At 43.1% G+C, this 17280-nt stretch carries 15 protein-coding genes and 1 pseudogene; 10 read left to right on the forward strand and 6 right to left on the reverse strand.

Features of this window, described 5'->3' with window-relative positions; all coding sequences use genetic code 11:
• Positions 1-713 precede the first annotated feature (713 nt).
• The 3 genes and pseudogenes from LYNGBM3L_RS45480 (at position 714) to LYNGBM3L_RS42950 (ending at position 3259) form a co-directional block, all read left to right on the forward strand.
• Positions 714-1648: pseudogene (locus LYNGBM3L_RS45480) on the forward strand (Rpn family recombination-promoting nuclease/putative transposase).
• Between the two features lie 89 nt (positions 1649-1737).
• Positions 1738-3000: an RNA-guided endonuclease InsQ/TnpB family protein gene (locus tag LYNGBM3L_RS06620; protein WP_131827134.1), complete on the forward strand. Its 1263-nt coding sequence runs from the start codon at positions 1738-1740 to the stop codon at positions 2998-3000.
• A gap of 112 nt (positions 3001-3112) precedes the next feature.
• Positions 3113-3259, forward strand: a complete 147-nt coding sequence (locus LYNGBM3L_RS42950) for a hypothetical protein (protein WP_154659697.1) — start codon at positions 3113-3115, stop codon at positions 3257-3259.
• A 144-nt stretch (positions 3260-3403) separates the two neighbouring features.
• Here the strand turns inward: LYNGBM3L_RS42950 and LYNGBM3L_RS45485 are convergent, their stop codons facing one another.
• Positions 3404-3562 carry a hypothetical protein gene (locus tag LYNGBM3L_RS45485; RefSeq protein ID WP_008180599.1) on the reverse strand — a complete coding sequence of 53 codons (159 nt, stop codon included), beginning with the start codon at positions 3560-3562 and terminating at the stop codon, positions 3404-3406.
• Between the two features lie 6 nt (positions 3563-3568).
• Between LYNGBM3L_RS45485 and LYNGBM3L_RS06625 the strand changes: the two genes are divergently transcribed.
• Entirely contained in the window at positions 3569-3877 is a 309-nt protein-coding gene (locus LYNGBM3L_RS06625) for a hypothetical protein (protein WP_008180600.1), read from the forward strand.
• 74 nt (positions 3878-3951) lie between these two features.
• Here the strand turns inward: LYNGBM3L_RS06625 and LYNGBM3L_RS06630 are convergent, their stop codons facing one another.
• Entirely contained in the window at positions 3952-5136 is a 1185-nt protein-coding gene (locus LYNGBM3L_RS06630; RefSeq protein ID WP_008180602.1) for a DUF3095 domain-containing protein, read from the reverse strand.
• 171 nt (positions 5137-5307) lie between these two features.
• Between LYNGBM3L_RS06630 and murJ the strand changes: the two genes are divergently transcribed.
• On the forward strand, positions 5308-6930 hold the full coding sequence (gene murJ / locus LYNGBM3L_RS06635) for a murein biosynthesis integral membrane protein MurJ (RefSeq protein WP_008180604.1): 1623 nt from the start codon (positions 5308-5310) through the stop codon (positions 6928-6930).
• A 167-nt stretch (positions 6931-7097) separates the two neighbouring features.
• Here the strand turns inward: murJ and LYNGBM3L_RS06640 are convergent, their stop codons facing one another.
• From LYNGBM3L_RS06640 to LYNGBM3L_RS06650, 3 genes are all read right to left on the reverse strand, one after another.
• Positions 7098-8315, reverse strand: a complete 1218-nt coding sequence (locus LYNGBM3L_RS06640) for a glycosyltransferase family 4 protein (protein WP_008180606.1) — start codon at positions 8313-8315, stop codon at positions 7098-7100.
• A 100-nt stretch (positions 8316-8415) separates the two neighbouring features.
• Positions 8416-9903: a M16 family metallopeptidase gene (locus tag LYNGBM3L_RS06645; protein WP_008180608.1), complete on the reverse strand. Its 1488-nt coding sequence runs from the start codon at positions 9901-9903 to the stop codon at positions 8416-8418.
• A 328-nt stretch (positions 9904-10231) separates the two neighbouring features.
• Positions 10232-11854 (reverse strand): M16 family metallopeptidase, encoded by a 1623-nt coding sequence (locus LYNGBM3L_RS06650; protein ID WP_008180609.1) that lies wholly within the window; start codon positions 11852-11854, stop codon positions 10232-10234.
• A gap of 797 nt (positions 11855-12651) precedes the next feature.
• On the opposite strand from LYNGBM3L_RS06650, the gene LYNGBM3L_RS06655 reads away from it, so the two are divergent.
• The gene (locus tag LYNGBM3L_RS06655; RefSeq protein WP_008180610.1) at positions 12652-13266 is read left to right on the forward strand and encodes a TetR/AcrR family transcriptional regulator; all 615 of its coding nucleotides are present in this window, start codon (positions 12652-12654) and stop codon (positions 13264-13266) included.
• Positions 13267-13401: 135 nt separating this feature from the next.
• Here the strand turns inward: LYNGBM3L_RS06655 and LYNGBM3L_RS06660 are convergent, their stop codons facing one another.
• Complete coding sequence (locus LYNGBM3L_RS06660) at positions 13402-13842, reverse strand: DUF4332 domain-containing protein (protein ID WP_008180612.1); 441 nt, start codon at positions 13840-13842, stop codon at positions 13402-13404.
• A 72-nt stretch (positions 13843-13914) separates the two neighbouring features.
• Between LYNGBM3L_RS06660 and LYNGBM3L_RS45490 the strand changes: the two genes are divergently transcribed.
• From LYNGBM3L_RS45490 to LYNGBM3L_RS36015, 4 genes are all read left to right on the forward strand, one after another.
• On the forward strand, positions 13915-14211 hold the full coding sequence (locus LYNGBM3L_RS45490; RefSeq protein WP_008180614.1) for a hypothetical protein: 297 nt from the start codon (positions 13915-13917) through the stop codon (positions 14209-14211).
• On the forward strand, positions 14183-14482 hold the full coding sequence (locus LYNGBM3L_RS06670; RefSeq protein ID WP_044492383.1) for a hypothetical protein: 300 nt from the start codon (positions 14183-14185) through the stop codon (positions 14480-14482). Before LYNGBM3L_RS45490 ends, LYNGBM3L_RS06670 begins: the two co-directional genes overlap by 29 nt.
• A 112-nt stretch (positions 14483-14594) precedes the next feature.
• Positions 14595-14837 (forward strand): hypothetical protein, encoded by a 243-nt coding sequence (locus LYNGBM3L_RS06675; protein WP_008180619.1) that lies wholly within the window; start codon positions 14595-14597, stop codon positions 14835-14837.
• Between the two features lie 763 nt (positions 14838-15600).
• A protein-coding gene (locus LYNGBM3L_RS36015; RefSeq protein ID WP_131827135.1) for an ISKra4-like element ISMpr2 family transposase occupies positions 15601-17230 on the forward strand; the annotation gives its coding sequence in 2 pieces (ribosomal slippage) (positions 15601-16640 and positions 16639-17230; 1632 coding nt in all).
• The last annotated feature ends 50 nt before the right edge of the window (positions 17231-17280 follow it).

Below are 17280 nucleotides of genomic sequence, written 5' to 3' on the forward strand. Positions count from 1 at the left end.
TATGGACGGGGATTCTTGCTTCTACGAGGTGACTTGTTTAACCAGGCCGGAGCCAGAAAAAATAGAGGTCTCATCTCCACAAGCGTACTTGGTCTATGACCCAGGTTTCGGTGTGCCCCACCGTACCTTTTTTTTATATATAGATAGATACTTTTTTAATCTAATTTTTTTCATAGACGTTTAAGTCGTTAGACCAAATTACGCAATATGTATCTCTTACATATTTTTTACGTTGCCTACTTATTTTTAGATAGTATTTATCTAGCTTTTTAGTTTATTATTTAGATTATAATCATAACACGCTCTGTGAAAACTGTCAAGTTTTAGCTGAAAAAGAAAGCCGTCCTATAAGGACGGGGCTTTAAACCCAAATTTTTTGGTAAGCTATCAGCTATCAGCGCTCAGCATTCAGCATTCAGCATTCAGCTGGCGGCTGAATGCTTAGATGGTGATATTAAGAATAATTTTGATAAGACTTGATTAGATCAGGTTTTTTCTATATTTTAAGCCCGTTTATTGCATTTATGAGGTAGGGTTATAAACCTCAAAGTCCCCTTGACAAGGGGAATTTAGGGGGATAGAATTGCTATATATAAATCAAAATTGCTCCCTTATCATAACTTGAATCAATAAACAAGATCCAGGTGCGATCAATTTTTGGGGTGGGATTCACTACACTGTCTGAGATAGTCAACAGTTGTGAACAATTTGCCTTGGCCTACGATAATATTTGTAAATACCTAGCAGAAGAATACCCATCGGAATTTTTTCAGTGGCTATTGGGTAAACAACCTAGAGATATTCAGGTACTTAAAAGCGATGCAGCGCGGTCTTGGGGGTTTCCCCCATGAGCGACTGCATCAAGACAGCGAATTAAGTGCTGAACCAATTCAAGCTGATGCTCTAACTCTACTCCAAAGTACTAACCAAATTCTGCACCTAGAATTTCAAACCCTACCCCCATCCGAGCCACCATTACCATTTCGAATGTTGGACTATTGGGTCAGACTACACCGCAAGTACCGATGTCCAATTGAGCAGGTGGTAATTTTTCTAAAGTCTACGACCTCAGATCTGGTATTCAATAACGAGTTTAGGGATATTAATACCTGGCACCGTTATCGAGTAATTCGTCTGTGGGAACAAGACCCTCAACCACTGTTGGCCAATCGAGCTCTGTTACCCTTGGCAACTTTAGCTAAGAGCAATAACCCTAATCGATTGTTAGAGCAAGTGGTTGTGGAAGTGGATAGAAGCGATGCAGCGCGGTCTTGGGGGTTTCCCCCATGAGCGACTGCATCAAGACATTGAAGAAAAACCATTACGGGGAAATCTAGCGGCCTGTGTGGATGTGCTGGCTGGTTTACGGTTTGAGAAAGATTTAGTGCGTCGATTGTTATCCGAGGAAATTATGGAAGAATCAGTCACCTATCAAGATATTATCCAAAAGGGACGCCAGCGCGGCAAGCAGGAGGAAGCCCGATTCATTGTGATGCGTTTACTAACCCTGAGGTTAGGTTTACTTGACCCTGTGCTCCAACAGAAGATTGAGGGATTATCCATTACTCGATTGGAGGAATTGAGTGAAGCGTTGTTGGATTTTGAGACAGCAACGGATTTAGCGGTTTGGTTGGATCAGCAGCAGTAGTGCGTTCTTTATTCTTACGGTAACTTCAAGATCTGTTGCATTTTTCCAGGGATTCCGCTATAATGTTGATATTGGTAGCGGAAGGGTCGATGCTAACTCAAGTTAATAATCTTCGTTTAGACAGGCAACAGATTTTGGCTCTCAGGCAAATGTGTCATTTGAGCAAGAATATGTTCAACGTGGGTTTATATAACGTCCGTCAGTATTTCTTCCAGGAACGCAAACATTTGCGGTATGAGAGTAATTATTATCACTCTAAAGAGAATGAAAATTACAAGTTACTACCGACGGACATTGCCCAGCAAACCTTAAAAATTGTCGATAGATCCTTTAAATCTTTTTTTGGTTTACTGAAACTAAATAAGAGTGGAGGTTATCAAGAAAAAGTAAGACTTCCGAATTACTTACCAAAGGATGGACATTTCCTCTTGGTTATCCCAGTGAGAAAGCGCGACTGGGAGAAACTCCCGGGAAAGAACTGGTTATTTACCGTTCCTATGTCTCGTCAATTTAAAAAGGAGTACGGGGTAGTTCAGTTTACTGTCCCAGAGAGGCTAAGGTCTAAGACTGTCAAAGAGATACGCATACTTCCTAAATACAAAGCCAGGTATTTTGATGTTTGTTATTGCTACGAATATCAGCCTGAGGTAAAAGTAGAAAAAACTAGTGAAATATTGGGAATTGATTTAGGACTTGATAATTTTGCTACATGTGTTAGCACCACTCAAAAGTCATTTATTATTGACGGTAAAAAGATCAAGGCTGACAATCAGTTTTACAATAAGCGTAATGCCAAACTTCAGTCTATTAAAGACTTACAAGGCATTAAGATATTGACCAATCGACAAGCTAGGTTGCTAAGAAAGCGAAATCACAAAATCAGGGATTTCACTAACAAGGCGGCTAGATATGTCGTGAATTGGTGTAGAAGAAACAAAATCAACAAGATTGTTATCGGGTACAACCCCGACCTAAAACAAAGGGTCAACATGGGCAAGCGGAACAATCAGAAGTTCACCCAGATTCCGATTTATACGTTTAAGGACAAGCTGGAAAGCCTCTGTCAGCGGTATGGGATTGAATTAGTTGAGCAAGAAGAATCTTACACCAGTAAAGCATCTAGCCTGGACAAGGATGAATTGCCCGTATGGAATGCTGATAACCCAAAAAGTTACACATTCAGCGGTAAAAGAATAAAGCGTGGATTATACCGCACTAGTAAAGGTTGGTTGATCAACGCTGATTGCAACGGAGCACTAAATATAATCCGTAAACACACAAGTAAGCCCAATGATTTTATCGGAGGGTTTAGAGGCTGTTTGGCTCAGCCGTTAAGGGTTTTATGCTCTTAAGAATCCCCCGCTATAATCTACGATTTAGCGGTGGGAGTGTCAAGGTCCGATTACCGATAGCAGTGGCTTAGACACCTTAAAGACTTACTTAGATCAACTGGAAAAATTGGCATTGACTTGGAAAGAAAAGTCTCTGACTCAAGAACAAGTGCTGGCCAACTATTCCCAAATACCTGCTGCTTATAAGAATTATAAATTTCAAGGATTATACAAGGATAATCTTGAAACAGCTTATAAGCAAATTACCGTTGAACGTTGAGGGTTTCAGGGGGAAAGTTGCTGAATTATTCCAGGATAATTGAGGATATCATAATAAGGTAAGCTATCAGCTATCAGCTATCAGCTATCAGCTATCAGCTATCAGCTTATGGGTTAGGTCCTATGCGTCGAAGCCTGTGCCACACTACCTGAGGTGCTTTTGAATAAAATAAGCTGACTGCTGACTGCTGACTGCTGACTGCTGACTACTGACTACTGACTGCTGACTACTGACTGCTGATTGCTGATTGCTGACTGCTGACTGCTGACTGCTGACTGTTAACACGATAAAAAATCCTATCATGCTATCATGACTAATCAAGAAGAAGATCCATTAAAAAGCAAGCTAGAGAAAAATTTGCAAGAGTCCCAATGGCTACAGAAATTTAAACAACTGAGTCAAGGACTAAGCCAAATTAAGACAGAAATTCCTCTAACTCAACTCTGTAAACTAGAGTGGGTTACTGCTACTGATAGCTTAATCATTCACTGTCCAAATCTAGAAGTCAGGGATGGATTGTGTAAGCTTTCATCCCAGATTGCCCAAATCACTATTGGGGCAAAATGCTTTATTATTAGATATGCCGACTATGAAGATATTTCTATTAAGCCAGTGTAATTATTCCCTATCATGCTATTAGCTATCAGTTATTAGCTATCAGTTATTAGCTATCAGTTATCAGCTATCAGTTATCAGCTATCAGCTATCAGCTTAAGTCTATCTTTCATATCTTTCGCAGCTACAGCGTAGCCTCCGTCTGCACCATCCACAAAATGTACTTGGCGTCCATGGCGCTCAAATACCAGACAGGTCATCAGTGCTCGGTCTGAAATATGCAGACCATACACTAACTTACCTTGTTTATAATTCTTTTCCAAATAGTCTGTTAATTGTTTTCGTTGTACTTCATTGCCAGCAATCACCATGCGCAAGATATCATCAAACTTTCTGTAATCCGTTGCTGCGATCGCATTTAGTTTATAGGCTCCCCAGTCTCCATCTGGTAATGTCACCTTTAACTTCATCAACAACCAGCCCAAGAGATTTTCCAAGCAGATTTTAGCAAAATAGAGCATCCTATGGCTCAGCTTATTCGACTGGGCGCACAGGCGAGTTTCAGGACTTAAGTTTTGATAACTAAACCCTAGATTTAAATAGTTTTCATCAACTGGATTTAAAACCTCTTCACTTCCATAAATAGTGTCAATTTTTTCAATAATTTCTCGATAAGTCAAATTAGCGAAATCTCGTTGATTAGACGTTGCTTTAACAATCAAGCTGATCGTTTCACCATATTTACTAGGAATGTCTTGCCAGCGACACTCTAAATTAGACAAATCAGCTTTAGCCTTATCAGTAGGATTTTTGTAAAGGTAGATGTTAGTTGTATTTGGATGTTTAATCAATTCAGTAGCATAAGTCAAACCATCTCCAGTAAATATAGCCTGATAATAGTTTTCAGATACCTTGAGCTTCGCTAATTTAACATCATAATCATTAACTCTCACATCAGACATAGGTACTGCACCCACCCGCAATTCCATCCCAAATTCTCCCCTGGCTAGCTGACTAGTCGCTAACAACGCTTCCCGAGCAAGGGCAAACAGAGAAGGAGGAATCAACAGAGTTGCACCATCTCCCCCAAATACAAAAGGAATGTCTAAATTACCTGCTATATTTAAAACAGCGACAATGGAGCAGGCTCCTAATAGGTTAACCTCTTTGTAGCGTCCTGATTCGATAGCTTGAGTCGAACCAATAATATCGCTAATTACAACATACCAATCCCTGGGAACCGATTTAAAATTCTGAGAGTCAGTAATATCGATGAAGTTTTCTAAAAGGGGTAAATTAGCATAAAAAAAGTCTGTAGTCATGGTTTAATCTAAAGGAATAACAAACCTTTTTAGTAGGGTGATAACACCCTGAAAGGCACTTAGATAAAACCAAGCTAGCTGCTACACCCTAGCAACCGTCAACTGTCAAGGGTCAACAACAAGGGATCCTTATAAAATAAGCAAGTTAACTATTGATTTTATTAACCATTTGTGTCTGAAAACCAGAAAACCACTCGTTCCCTAGCTGGCATTGCCGGGATTGTCGCAGTAGCCACCATTATTAGTAAAGTATTTGGCTTAGTCCGCCAACAAGCCATGGCAGCAGCCTTTGGAGTTGGTCCGGTTATCAATGCCTACAGCTATGCTTACGTGATCCCCGGCTTTTTATTAATCCTCCTCGGTGGCATTAACGGACCTTTTCATAGCGCCTTAGTTAGTGTTCTCGCTAAACGAGATAAATCAGAAGCCCCACGGCTGGTGGAAACAGTAACTACCTTAGTCGCGTGCATCCTGTTACTAGTAACCATTGCTCTAGTGCTATTTGCTCCGGTCTTAATTGATGTTCTAGCACCAGGGTTTCAGGATACTCCAGAAGGGTTACAAGTTAGAGCGATCGCAATCCGGCAATTACAGATTATGGCACCCATGGCAGTGCTAGCCGGATTAATTGGCATTGGCTTTGGTACCCTCAATGCTAGCGATCAATACTGGCTACCTGCCGTCAGTCCCTTATTTTCCAGCATCACCGTCATTGTTGGCTTAGGAATATTAGCCCTACAGTTGGGCAAAGAAATTAGTAATCCCGATTTTGCCATGATCGGTGGGATTGTCTTAGCTGGGGGTACCCTTGCTGGAGCAACTCTTCAATGGGTAGTGCAGCAAATCGCTCAGTGGCGCAGTGGCCTAGGTAAAATACGCCTACGATTTAACTGGGGTATCCCTGGAGTCAAAGACGTGATGCAGGTCATGGCTCCGGCCACCTTTTCCTCTGGGATGCTGCATATTAATGTCTACACCGACTTATTCTTTGCCTCCTTCCTCCCCCAAGCCGATGCTGCTGCTGCTAGCTTAAACTATGCCAATCTTTTAGTGAATACCCCCCTAGGCATTATCTCCAATGTTATTCTAGTTCCTCTACTGCCTGTATTTTCCCGACTAGCCGCTCCCGAAAATTGGCCAGAACTCAAGCAACGGATTCGCCAGGGAATTCTGCTCAGTGCCTTGACAATGTTACCTTTAAGTGCATTGATGGTGACCTTAGCCATGCCCATCGTGCAGGTAGTGTATCAGCGTCAAGCCTTTGATGCTAATGCCTCTCGGTTAGTAGCATCAGTGCTCATGGCTTATGGGATGGGCATGTTTGTCTACTTGGGACGGGATGTGCTAGTGCGGGTATTTTATGGTTTAGGAGATGGACAGACACCCTTTCGTCTGAGTGTGATTAATATTCTTCTCAATGCTGTACTAGATTATTTTCTAATCGATACCTTTGGCACACCCGGTATTGTATTTGCCACCATTGGTGTGAATGCCTTTTCCATGGTAGTGCTGTTATGGATATTGAACCGCAGGCTAAATGGCTTACCTTGGCAAGAATGGATGTTGCCAATTCTCGGTTTAGCAGTAAGTAGTGTAATCGCTGGTGCCGCCAGTTGGGGAGTCAGTTGGGGATGTGAGCAAGTATTAGAAACCAGTATTATTTGGGTAAAATTGCTGCAATTGAGTCTAGCTGGATTAGCAGGTTTAGGTATATTTGGTTTGTTAGCAACTCAGTTGAAGTTACCAGAGGTGGATATGTTTGTAGCTCGTGTGCGCCAGAAGCTGGGTCGTTGACAGTATTTAATCCTGTTTAGGTCTTCAACCTTAAACCTTAAACCTTCAACCCGATCACCTTCAACCTTCAACCCGATCACCTTCAACCTTCAACCTTCAACCTTCAACCCGATCACCTTCAACCTTCAACCTTCAACCTTCAACCTTCAACCCGATCACCTTCAACCTTAAACCTTCAACCCACTTTCTCGTATCCACTGCAAATGCTGGGATAATAACTCATTTAAATCATAACCTTGTTGAATGGTTTCCCTTGCCTTAGCGCGAATACCAGCCATCTGTTCTGGATGGTCGAGAGCTTCCTCAACCCGATCGGCGATTTCCTCTGGCGAGAAAAAGTCTACTAACAAACCATTAATCCCATCTTCAATCACCTCTGTCACTGGGGGAGTATCAGACGCTACTACCAAACAACCTGTAGAAAGGGATTCTAGCATCGACCAAGACAGAACAAAAGGACGGGTGAGATAAATATGAACAGAGGAAGCTTGAAGGACTTGTAAGTATTCTGAGTAAGGAAGTAAACCAGTAAAGTGGACTCTGTCTAGGTCAAGAGGGACTTTTTCTAACATCAAGTCTTTGTAAGTTTTGCCATCCGGTAGGGTTTTACCATAAGCCACCCGATTTTCCCCGACAATCACAGCATGACACTTAGGACGTCGCTGCTGAAGCATACCGATTGCTTCGATCAATTGGGGAAAACCTCGATAAGGTTCCATGCCCCGTGCTACATAGGTAACCAGTTCTTCCACCTCAGACAGGTCTAAGTTTATCCGTTTTAGTACTAACTTTGCCCCTGGATTGGGTTTAAAGAACTCGGTGTCTACCCCATCATGACGCACGGTAATTCTGTTGTGGAAGTCGGCTGGAAATTGCTGGCGCTGCCAGTAGGTAGGAGACAATCCGCGATCGCAACTGGCTAGGTCTAACAAAATCGGGGCATTTTTCATCCGAATCCGGGCTTCATCGTCAGCGTTGAGGGGCTCGGATGGATCAAAATCAGCATCTGTGCCATGGGCATGATAAAACCACTCGAAGTAGCAAAGTAATTTTGCTTGGGGGAAAGCGTCTTTAATAAATAACGTTGGGCCCCAACCCGAGTGACCATAGACCACATCAGGAACAAATCCCTTAGCCTTCAGCTGATTGGCTAAGCGATAGACAGCTTGACCCTGAAGTACGGCATTTTCTAAGGGTCTAACATAGTGGTGAGTTTCTGGACGTATTTCCCTAGAGGTATTGTAAAGAGCTTTTACAACTCCAGGCAGTTGCCCTTCCTTGCGCCTGGTACCAAACATAACCTGGTTGCGGTTATCTTTAGCTAAAGCAGTTGCTATGTGGCGAAATTGGGCAGGGAAATTAGGATGTAGGAATAGAATACGCATGGACAATAGCAAATGGCAAATGTTACAAGGCAAATGGTAAATCGATTTTTTCTTAATTAACCATTAACCATTAACAATTTGCCATTGATATACTGATATACTAGCTGTTTTGTGGTTCTGGAATGGTAATATCTAAGACGGTGACCTCCTCGGAAAGGCTAGTCAGGGCTGGTTTGATTTGGGAAGCATTGCCTACAACTACCGTAACAATCTGATCGGGTTTGAGATACTTTTCCGCCACCCGCTGTATATCCTCAATCGTAGTAGCTGTCACTGCCTTTTGATAACGGAAGATGAAATCCTCTGGGTAGCCATAGTATTCATAGCGCATCAGCCGAGATAAGGTTTGCTCTGGCTTCTGGAAATTAAACACAAAGGAGTTGAGAACGCTTTCTTTTGCCTTAGCCAATTCTTCTGAGGTAATCGGACTAGTGCGCAGTTTCTGGATTTCATCTAGAACGGATTTAATAAAGGGTACGGTGGTTTCAGAGCGAGTTTGTCCCCCAGCAATAAATAAACCCGGATAGTCATAGCGAACACTCCAAACCCCGTAGACCGAGTAAGCTAGACCTTGACGCGATCGCACTTCGTTAAATAGTCTGCCCCCAAATCCATTCATCACCTCATTTAAAACAGAAAGGGCGGCGTAGTCAGGGCTATTGAGCTTGCCCCCGATATGTCCCATTTGAATATAACTTTGGGTCAGTTGAGGTTGATCCACAAAAAATATACCCCCTAACTGAGCCTGGGATGCGTCTGGCACCTTTGGCTGTGTTGGGGCAGAGGTAGATTTCCAGCTACCAAATTTCTCCTCAATTAGCGATCGCATTTTCTCGGAGTCAAAATCCCCCACAATACCCAGTATCATATTTTCTGGATACACATACCTCTGTGAGAAAGTGATTAAATCATTACGAGAGATATTGTCTAGATGCTCATACTCTATCGTGCGGGCATAGGGGCTAGTGTCACCGTAGATCAGTTTCCTAAATTCACGAGAAGCAATATCACCGGGATCATCATTGCGCCGGGCAATTTGTCCTGCTAGTTGCTGTTTAGCTAGGGCGAGCTTAGCTTGAGCAAAGGCAGGCTTTTGAATAACTTCAGCAAACAAATCAAAGACCAAGTCCAAATCTTCGCTCAAAGCACTAAAACTCGCCCTGCCAGAACTAGTGTCAATACTAGTTTCCACCGAAGCTGCCTTTTCTTCTAAGAGCACATTTAACTCATTGCCTGAGTGTTCAGTGGTACCCCCAGTACGCATCACAACTCCCGCCATAGTGGCTAAGCCAATTTTTTCAGCAGGCTCAAGGCGATCGCCCGTGCGAATTATTGCGGTACCACTTACCAAAGGCAGTTGATGGTCTTCGATCAGATAGACCACCATCCCATTATCTAACTGATAGCGAGTGTAGTCCGGTAGCTGAATTGGTGGTAACGGGTCAAAGTCTAATTCATCGTAATGGCGTGGGGTATCAGCTATTGCTGGTAGACGAGACACAAGCACTACCACTAGCATTGTCACCAATAGTAGCCCGATCCATTTCAGGTATTTGGGATTTTGGCTTTTCGATTTTAGATTGGTCATTGCTAATTGGATCAATAGTTGAAGGTTAGAAGGTTGAAGGTTGAAAGTTACCAGGTTGAAACCGATCGCGTGGCCTTTTGGCCAAGGTTAACCAGTTGAAGGTTGAAGGTTAACCAGTTGAAGGTTGAAGGTTAACCAGTTGAAGGTTGAAGGTTAACCAGTTGAAGGTTGAAGGTTAATCAGTTGAAGGTTGAAGGTTAACCAGTTGTTCGCCAAAGGCGAACAACATTTTTGAATTAAGAATGTAGAATGTCTAATGCGCGAATTTGGAATTCTACATTCTGCATTCTACATTCTGCATTCTGACCGACAACCTTGAACCGTTCAGCTACTGACTTGGTAAAATGCGTCCAATCGTACGGTTTTCTGGTCTAAAGGTTGCCTGAGCCACCCGCTGAATGTCTGCTGCACTCACTGCCTCTATATCTTCTATTTCCTTAAACAAGTTACGCCAATCACCCGTTTTGACCTCATAGGTTGCCAAATTTCTGGCCATACCCATATTGGAATCAAGCGATCGCAATAGGCTAGCCCTTGCCTGAGTTTTTACCCGTTCTAATTCTTGGGGTGAAACTAGTTCAGTTTTGAGCTTTTCAATGTCTTCTGACAATGCACTTGCCACCTCTTCCACCGTGTGTCCTGGTGCAGTTAGGGCATAGAACAACATTAAATTAGGATATTTATCACCAGGAAAGCCACTAAACCCTGCCGCCGAGAGGGCTACTTGTTTCCCTTCTACCAGAGACTTATATAGGCGAGAGGTGCGACCATCACTGAGCAAATTGCCCATAATTTCATAAACCACATGGTCAGGATGGGTAATCCCTGGTCGATGGTATCCTTCCAAGTACCAGGGTTGGGAGGGTAATTTCAAGGTAACTTCCTTGGTTTCGGACTGTGGTGGTTCTACTGTAGTGACTTTAGGAATTTCCCTTTGATGGTTGTAGCGTCCAAAGTAGACTTTAGCTAGCCGTTTCACCTGCTTTGGATCCACATCTCCCGCAATAGCTACAGTTAAGTTATTCGGACTATAGTAAGTGTCAAAAAACTCCTGGACATCTTGGCGAGTAAGATTGCGAATGTCTTTGTTGTAGCCAATCACCGGACGCCGATAAGGGTGCTTGGTATAGGCAGTATCCAAGAACGCTTCAATCATTTGACCGATCGGAGAGTTATCAGTGCGCAGACGACGTTCTTCCAGGATTACCTCTTGTTCCTTATAAAATTCGCGAAATACCGGCTCAAGGAAGCGTTCCGACTCTAAGGACATCCACAGCTCTAATTTGTTTGATGGCAAGCTGTAGAAGTACACCGTATAATCCGTAGACGTTGCCGCATTCAAGCCCACGCCTCCTGATTGCTCAATAATCTGACCCAACTCGTTTTGCTTGACATACTTAGCTGCCTCAGCTTCGACTTGGGCAAACTCTTCCTTTAACTTAGCCACCTCTGCTTCATTGCCAGTGGCTTGATACTCTTTAATTTGTTTCTTCAACTCGTCCAACTTGTCCAGCAGACTTTTTTCTGCCTCATAGTTGGTAGTACCAATCCGGGTGGTACCTTTAAATGCTAAATGTTCTAAGAAGTGAGCCACACCGGTTTTGCCATCCGGTTCATCCACACCCCCTACATCGGCATAGGTAAGAAGAGAAACTACTGGTGCTTCGTGGTTTTCTAGGACAATGAACTTCATGCCATTATCCAGGGTAAACTCAGTTACCCGTTGGATCACCCGGTCTAGATAGGGTTGGATTGAGGTTGAGGGTGATGCTGGGGTTTCAGTACGGGCTAATGCGATAGTCGAGAATGTTCCCCAGATTAGGATTGCCGCCCCCAGATAAGATAAAATCGATAGGGACTTGATAGATCCTGTCTTGAATAAGCACCGAAGTGGTCTTAAGTGATCAGCAACACGCTGGAGAAACACGACCAATCCATTCTGTTTAGTCATACAAGGGTGGCAGTAACGAACTTACAGAACTCTCCCACAACGCCCACCGCTTTCTAGGGTGGGATTTAGTGGTACCGCCTTTAGGCGGCGTGAGGTTAACAACTAATAAGCTAGCGTCTCTTCATCAAGTGTTTGACACTCCCCGCCGAAGTAAGAACGGGGATTCTTAGTTCTACGACACGCCTTAAAATTAGCTATCCTGAAAGGCAATATTCAAGCCAAATACCCGTTCAATCAGCAACCAAGCATCAAGCCTAACTTAACTAATCCCAGTGGGCTTATCTCCCTAAGCGCTAGGTACTAGGAGTGTCTAATATAACTGTTTCTCCCTTCCCTCGTTCCCGTGTGCCCCACGGTACGTTATATATTTTGAATTTGCTACTTTACTGGTTTTCGGTATCCGTTAAGACCCATGGGTTTTAGCGGTGCGACCCGTGGCGAATTTAATTAGCCGACGGAAAGCGCACCGGCGAGGTTTTTCGCGCCTCGTGTACTAGCATCGCAATGGTCGTTATTGAATCAGGTAGTACCGACGAATCCTACCTGTGCGCTTTCTACGCAATTATTGTATTATAAACCTTTGCCTTGACAAATTCCGGAAAAATCGCCCGTTTATGGGCACCTCAAGTAGCGTGGCCAAAGGCCAGCTTGAAACCCAAATTTTTGGTCACAATCAAGGCATGATTACCATCACCTACTACTAGAAGCTCAAGCCAACTCTGTCTCAAATTTGACAATTATGGGGTGAAGTGTTGGACAATTTGGATAATAGCGCTACAAGTTTCATTTTGACACCCATGGGAATAATAAATCAGCCAACTCAGTCAGAGACAGAGACCAGGCAACGTATCCTGACAGCAGCACGACGTTTGTTTGCCAGTCGAGGTTATAACGGGACAACCACCAGGGAGTTAGCCAGTTCTGCTCGGGTCGCTGAAGGTACCCTATTTCGTCATTTTGAAAACAAAAAGGCCATTCTGATTGAAGTCGCCACCCAGGGTTGGATAGACATTCTCACCGATTTGCTCACAGAACTCAGTGAAATGGGCAGCTATAAAGCAGTAGCACAGATGATGCGGCGGCGAATGATGCGTATGGGTGAGAATGCGGATCTGATGCGAGTATGCTTTATGGAAGCCCAATTCCACCCAGAATTGCGCGATCGCATTCAGTCAGAAGTGATTATTAAAATGACGGATGTGGCTGAAGCCTTTTTTGAAACCGCCATTGAGCGAGGCATTTATCGCCCTATGAACCCCAAAATTTTGGCTCAGGTGTTCTTGGGCATGTTTGCCGTTGCTGGTTTCAGCCACAATACCATCCTCGATTCAGATGCCTCCCCCAAAGAGATTCAGGAAATGGCAGAAGGCATTGCTGATATTTTCCTCAATGGAGTGTTGGTTAAAGAATAGATAAGGAATGCCTGAAAATAGCAAATTGAAAATGCCAAATGACAATTAACAATCAAGAAATTACTAGTAGACATCTCCAAAAATTAACCTCAAACCCTTGCACTGCCTGGGTCAAAACCGAGTTTCTGGAGATGTCTAGTGACTAACTAAATCTCGTGCTTGTTTAGTCCATCGTGCCACCTGATCAACACCAGGACAAAGGTCTCGGCGCTTCATGGTTGCTACCTGTAGGCGTAAAATATTTTGGTGCAAGCGGTGAGGGGGAGTCTGAGCTAGTTGGGTTAAAGAGCATATTCCTGCATGTAATACTAGTCCACAATATTGGCAGCCAATGCTAGGGATACGGGCTAAATCTGCTAGGGCTACCCATTTATTGACGTACTGAGTCTTTACCTTTAACTGGTTAGCTAGCGCTTGTTTAGCTTGGCCAGTGCTTGCTTTTTGGAGCAATTCCCTAGTGGTGGTAATGCCCAATTCTTTGAGTTTTGATTGATCTTGAATACTTAATCCGGGCAACTGCTCAATTGACCAGTGACTGACTTGGGTAGTTCTCGGAAGTTTGGATTTAGTAGACATCTAGACTACCGGGAAATGATGCTTCTAGATTAATCCAGCCTAGAGCGAACCGCAACAGGGTAATCATACCTTATGGCAGTTCTCTGTTGGGTGAGATACCTCGCCCTTGGGGTTGGGAGTAGGGAAAGGGGAGAGAGAGTGTGGGAAGTGTGGGAAGTGTGGGAAGTGTGGGAAGATGGGGAAATGGGGAGATGGGGAGTCAGATCAGCAACTGGAGTGGAAACCACGCTCAACCTTCAACAAACCACCATACATCAGTATCCGGATCTCGGTTCGGTGGAAATGAATACTGGCTTAGTGTCAAAACCGGCCAGATTACATTTGTGCTTCCAAGAAACTGATGCAACATATATGGACTTCTGTGGATAAGCTTGGTAAAGCTTTACTAGGGCATATGTGGAGAAGTGTATACCTGAGCCTTCAGGATGCGATCGCTCTGCTTGTAATCCTCTATATTCCTAGTTTAATCGGGCAGTTAATTCTCTCCAACAGCTTCTTAGATTTTAGTGTTTGTCTAGATAGTACCATTGGTGTCCAATTTTATGCCAGCTTAATCATCGGTGCCGCTAATTTTTTGCTCTGGATCCTAATTGCGGGTCGCATAATTGGTCGTTTGTGGGCACATTTCAATAATTTCTAATCTAGAATAACCTTTAATTATAACAGTTTTAAATCGGTTAAGGTGCGCGCCTCCTAGGCCGGGGAACCCGGCCTTGGGTCGCACCTGAGGTATGTTCCTTGTTGGTTTTAGAATGAAGTTAAGCCGTAACAAACTTACTTTAGAGCAGGAAGCCAAAGCTGGATTGAATTCCCTACTCCAGCAAACCGCTCAAATTGGTAGTTTTTTTTTCGTCTTGCTGTTACTCAGTCTTGGTAATCCTTCAGGATTAGTCGTCAGTTTGAGTTTTTTTTGGGGAATTGCATTTGTGGCTTGGCAAGAAAAGCAGCGACTGACTGGGAACGGCAAAAGGCAAAAGGCAAAAGGCAAAAGGTAATAGGGAAAGGAAATTTATTGACCTGATCTCAACCTAAGGGACTTGCGTGTAAAAAAAATACCAATTAAAGTAGGGTGGGCAAAGTAATATTATATAGTATAATCAAAATAAACAAACTGTTTTGCCCACCCTACTGGGAACGGCAAAAGGCAAAAGGCAAAAGGCAAAAGGTAATAGGGAAAGGAAATTTATTGACCTGATCTCAACCTAAGGGACTTGCGTGTAAAAAAAATACCAATTAAAGTAGGGTGGGCAAAGTAATATTATATAGTATAATCAAAATAAACAAACTGTTTTGCCCACCCTACAAGCTAAAAACTGACTGGGAACGGCAAAAGGCTTGCGTGTAAAAAAAATACCAATTAAAGTAGGGTGGGCAAAGTAATATTATATAGTATAATCAAAATAAACAAACTGTTTTGCCCACCCTACAAGCTAAAAACTGACTGGGAACGGCAAAAGGCTTGCGTGTAAAAAAAATACCAATTAAAGTAGGGTGGGCAAAGTAATATTATATAGTATAATCAAAATAAACAAACTGTTTTGCCCACCCTACAAGCTAAAAACTGGTATTTTATTTTTTGGCTACTCCCTAACCATTTTTGAATTCAAAAGGCAAAATTAAGAATTAAAACAGGTATAGCTTTCTAATTTTGAATTGTTGAGACCGGATACAGGCTCCTGAATTCATTTGGGTGCGGCTCTTTTAAAAGTACGGTAGACTAGATCTCAGTAAAACTGACAAATTAGTCAGAGTAATAGTTTGAGTCAATACCTCCTGGTGGGTGACCAGCTGAAAAAGTCAGCAGTAGTTCAGGAAAAGTTTGGACCTATGCAACCATCGATCTCAAATGAAGACATGTTTTTCTCACAAGCGCGAGAGCTATTTGAAGAAATAGTGGACTGGCTGGGTTCAGATAGTGTTTGCGGTTTACAACATGGGGAATTAGAGAGTAAACTGCTTGAAAACGGATACGAACTATTAAGACGACTGCTGCAAGGTTACTTCGACAGACGAAGTGATGACGAGATCGAAGGAGAATGCTTAGGTAACGACGAAGCCAAGAGAACCCATAAGAAGAGATTTACAAGGAAGCTGACAACAATATTTGGCACGATCATCGCCAATCGAATCGGTTATGGTGGACGAAAAATAACTTCCCTCAACCCACTCGATGCCGAGTTAAACCTACCAGTAGAAAAATACTCCCACGGACTGAGAGAGCGAGTGGCTGTCGAAGTAGCTCGTTCAGGGTTTGGCGAAACAGTCGAAATCATACAGAAAACAACAGCCGCAAAAGTTGGTAAGCGACAAGTTGAACAATTGGCTGATCAAAGTGCTTGTGACTTTGATCAATTCTATGCTCATCAACAAGCACAATCGGTTGAATTGAAGGAGACGGGGGAAATAGTAGTTATTAGTGTGGATGGCAAGGGTGTTGTCATGCGTACAGAAGACTTACGTGCTCCCACGCAAAAAAGAGCGCTGGCAAATAGCAAGAAGTTAAATAAACGATTAACTAAGGGGGAAAAACGCAATTCAAAGCGAATGGCAACAGTGGTTTCAGTTTATACCATCAACCCTTTTGTTCGTACACCTCAACAAATTGTCAGCACAGAAGAAGAACACAAAAAAATCAAACGACCCAAACCAATCGGTAAGCGTGTTTGGGCAAGTTTAGTTAAAGAACCATCACTTGTTATAAAAGAAGCTTTTGACGAGGCATTACACCGCGACCCCAATCAACACAAGCGTTTTTGCGCTCTGGTCGATGGTAACAAGACACAATTATCGCGCTTTGAAAAAATTTGCTCGCGAACACCATCTCAAGTTAACGATTGTCCTGGATATTATTCATGTGATTGAGTATCTGTGGAAGGCTGCATTTGCCTTCTATTCGGACACTAGTCAACAAGCCGAAGTTTGGGTTAGTAAACGTTTACTGCTGATCCTTGAAGGTAAATCGAGTACAGTTGCTGGGGGTATGCGTGGTAGCGCTACAAAGCGCCAACTTTCTGCATCACAACGTCAGCCAGTGGATAAGTGTGCCAGATATTTACTCAACAACGCTGCTTACCTCAAATACCACGATTACTTGAAAGCTGGTCTTCCCATTGCCACTGGGGTTATTGAGGGCGCTTGTCGTCACTTAATCAAAGACAGGATGGACATTACCGGGGCTAGATGGAGTCTTATGGGTGCTGAGGCGGTTTTACGTCTGCGCTCGCTTTATGTTAGCGGTGATTGGCAAGAGTATTGGCCCTTTCACTTAAAGCAAGAGCATAAACGTAATCACTTGTCTTTGTACAAAGATGGCCTTCCTTTGATGAAACGACTAATTCAAGCTCGTTGCTCTATTACTGCTCCTCCTACTCTTCCGATACCTCTCTAAACCTGACCAAACGTCTTTCCAAAAGAGCCACACCCAATTCATTTATGGGG

Origin of the sequence: Moorena producens 3L (genome assembly GCF_000211815.1) — a bacterium.
Taxonomy (GTDB): Bacteria; Cyanobacteriota; Cyanobacteriia; order Cyanobacteriales; family Coleofasciculaceae; genus Moorena; species Moorena producens.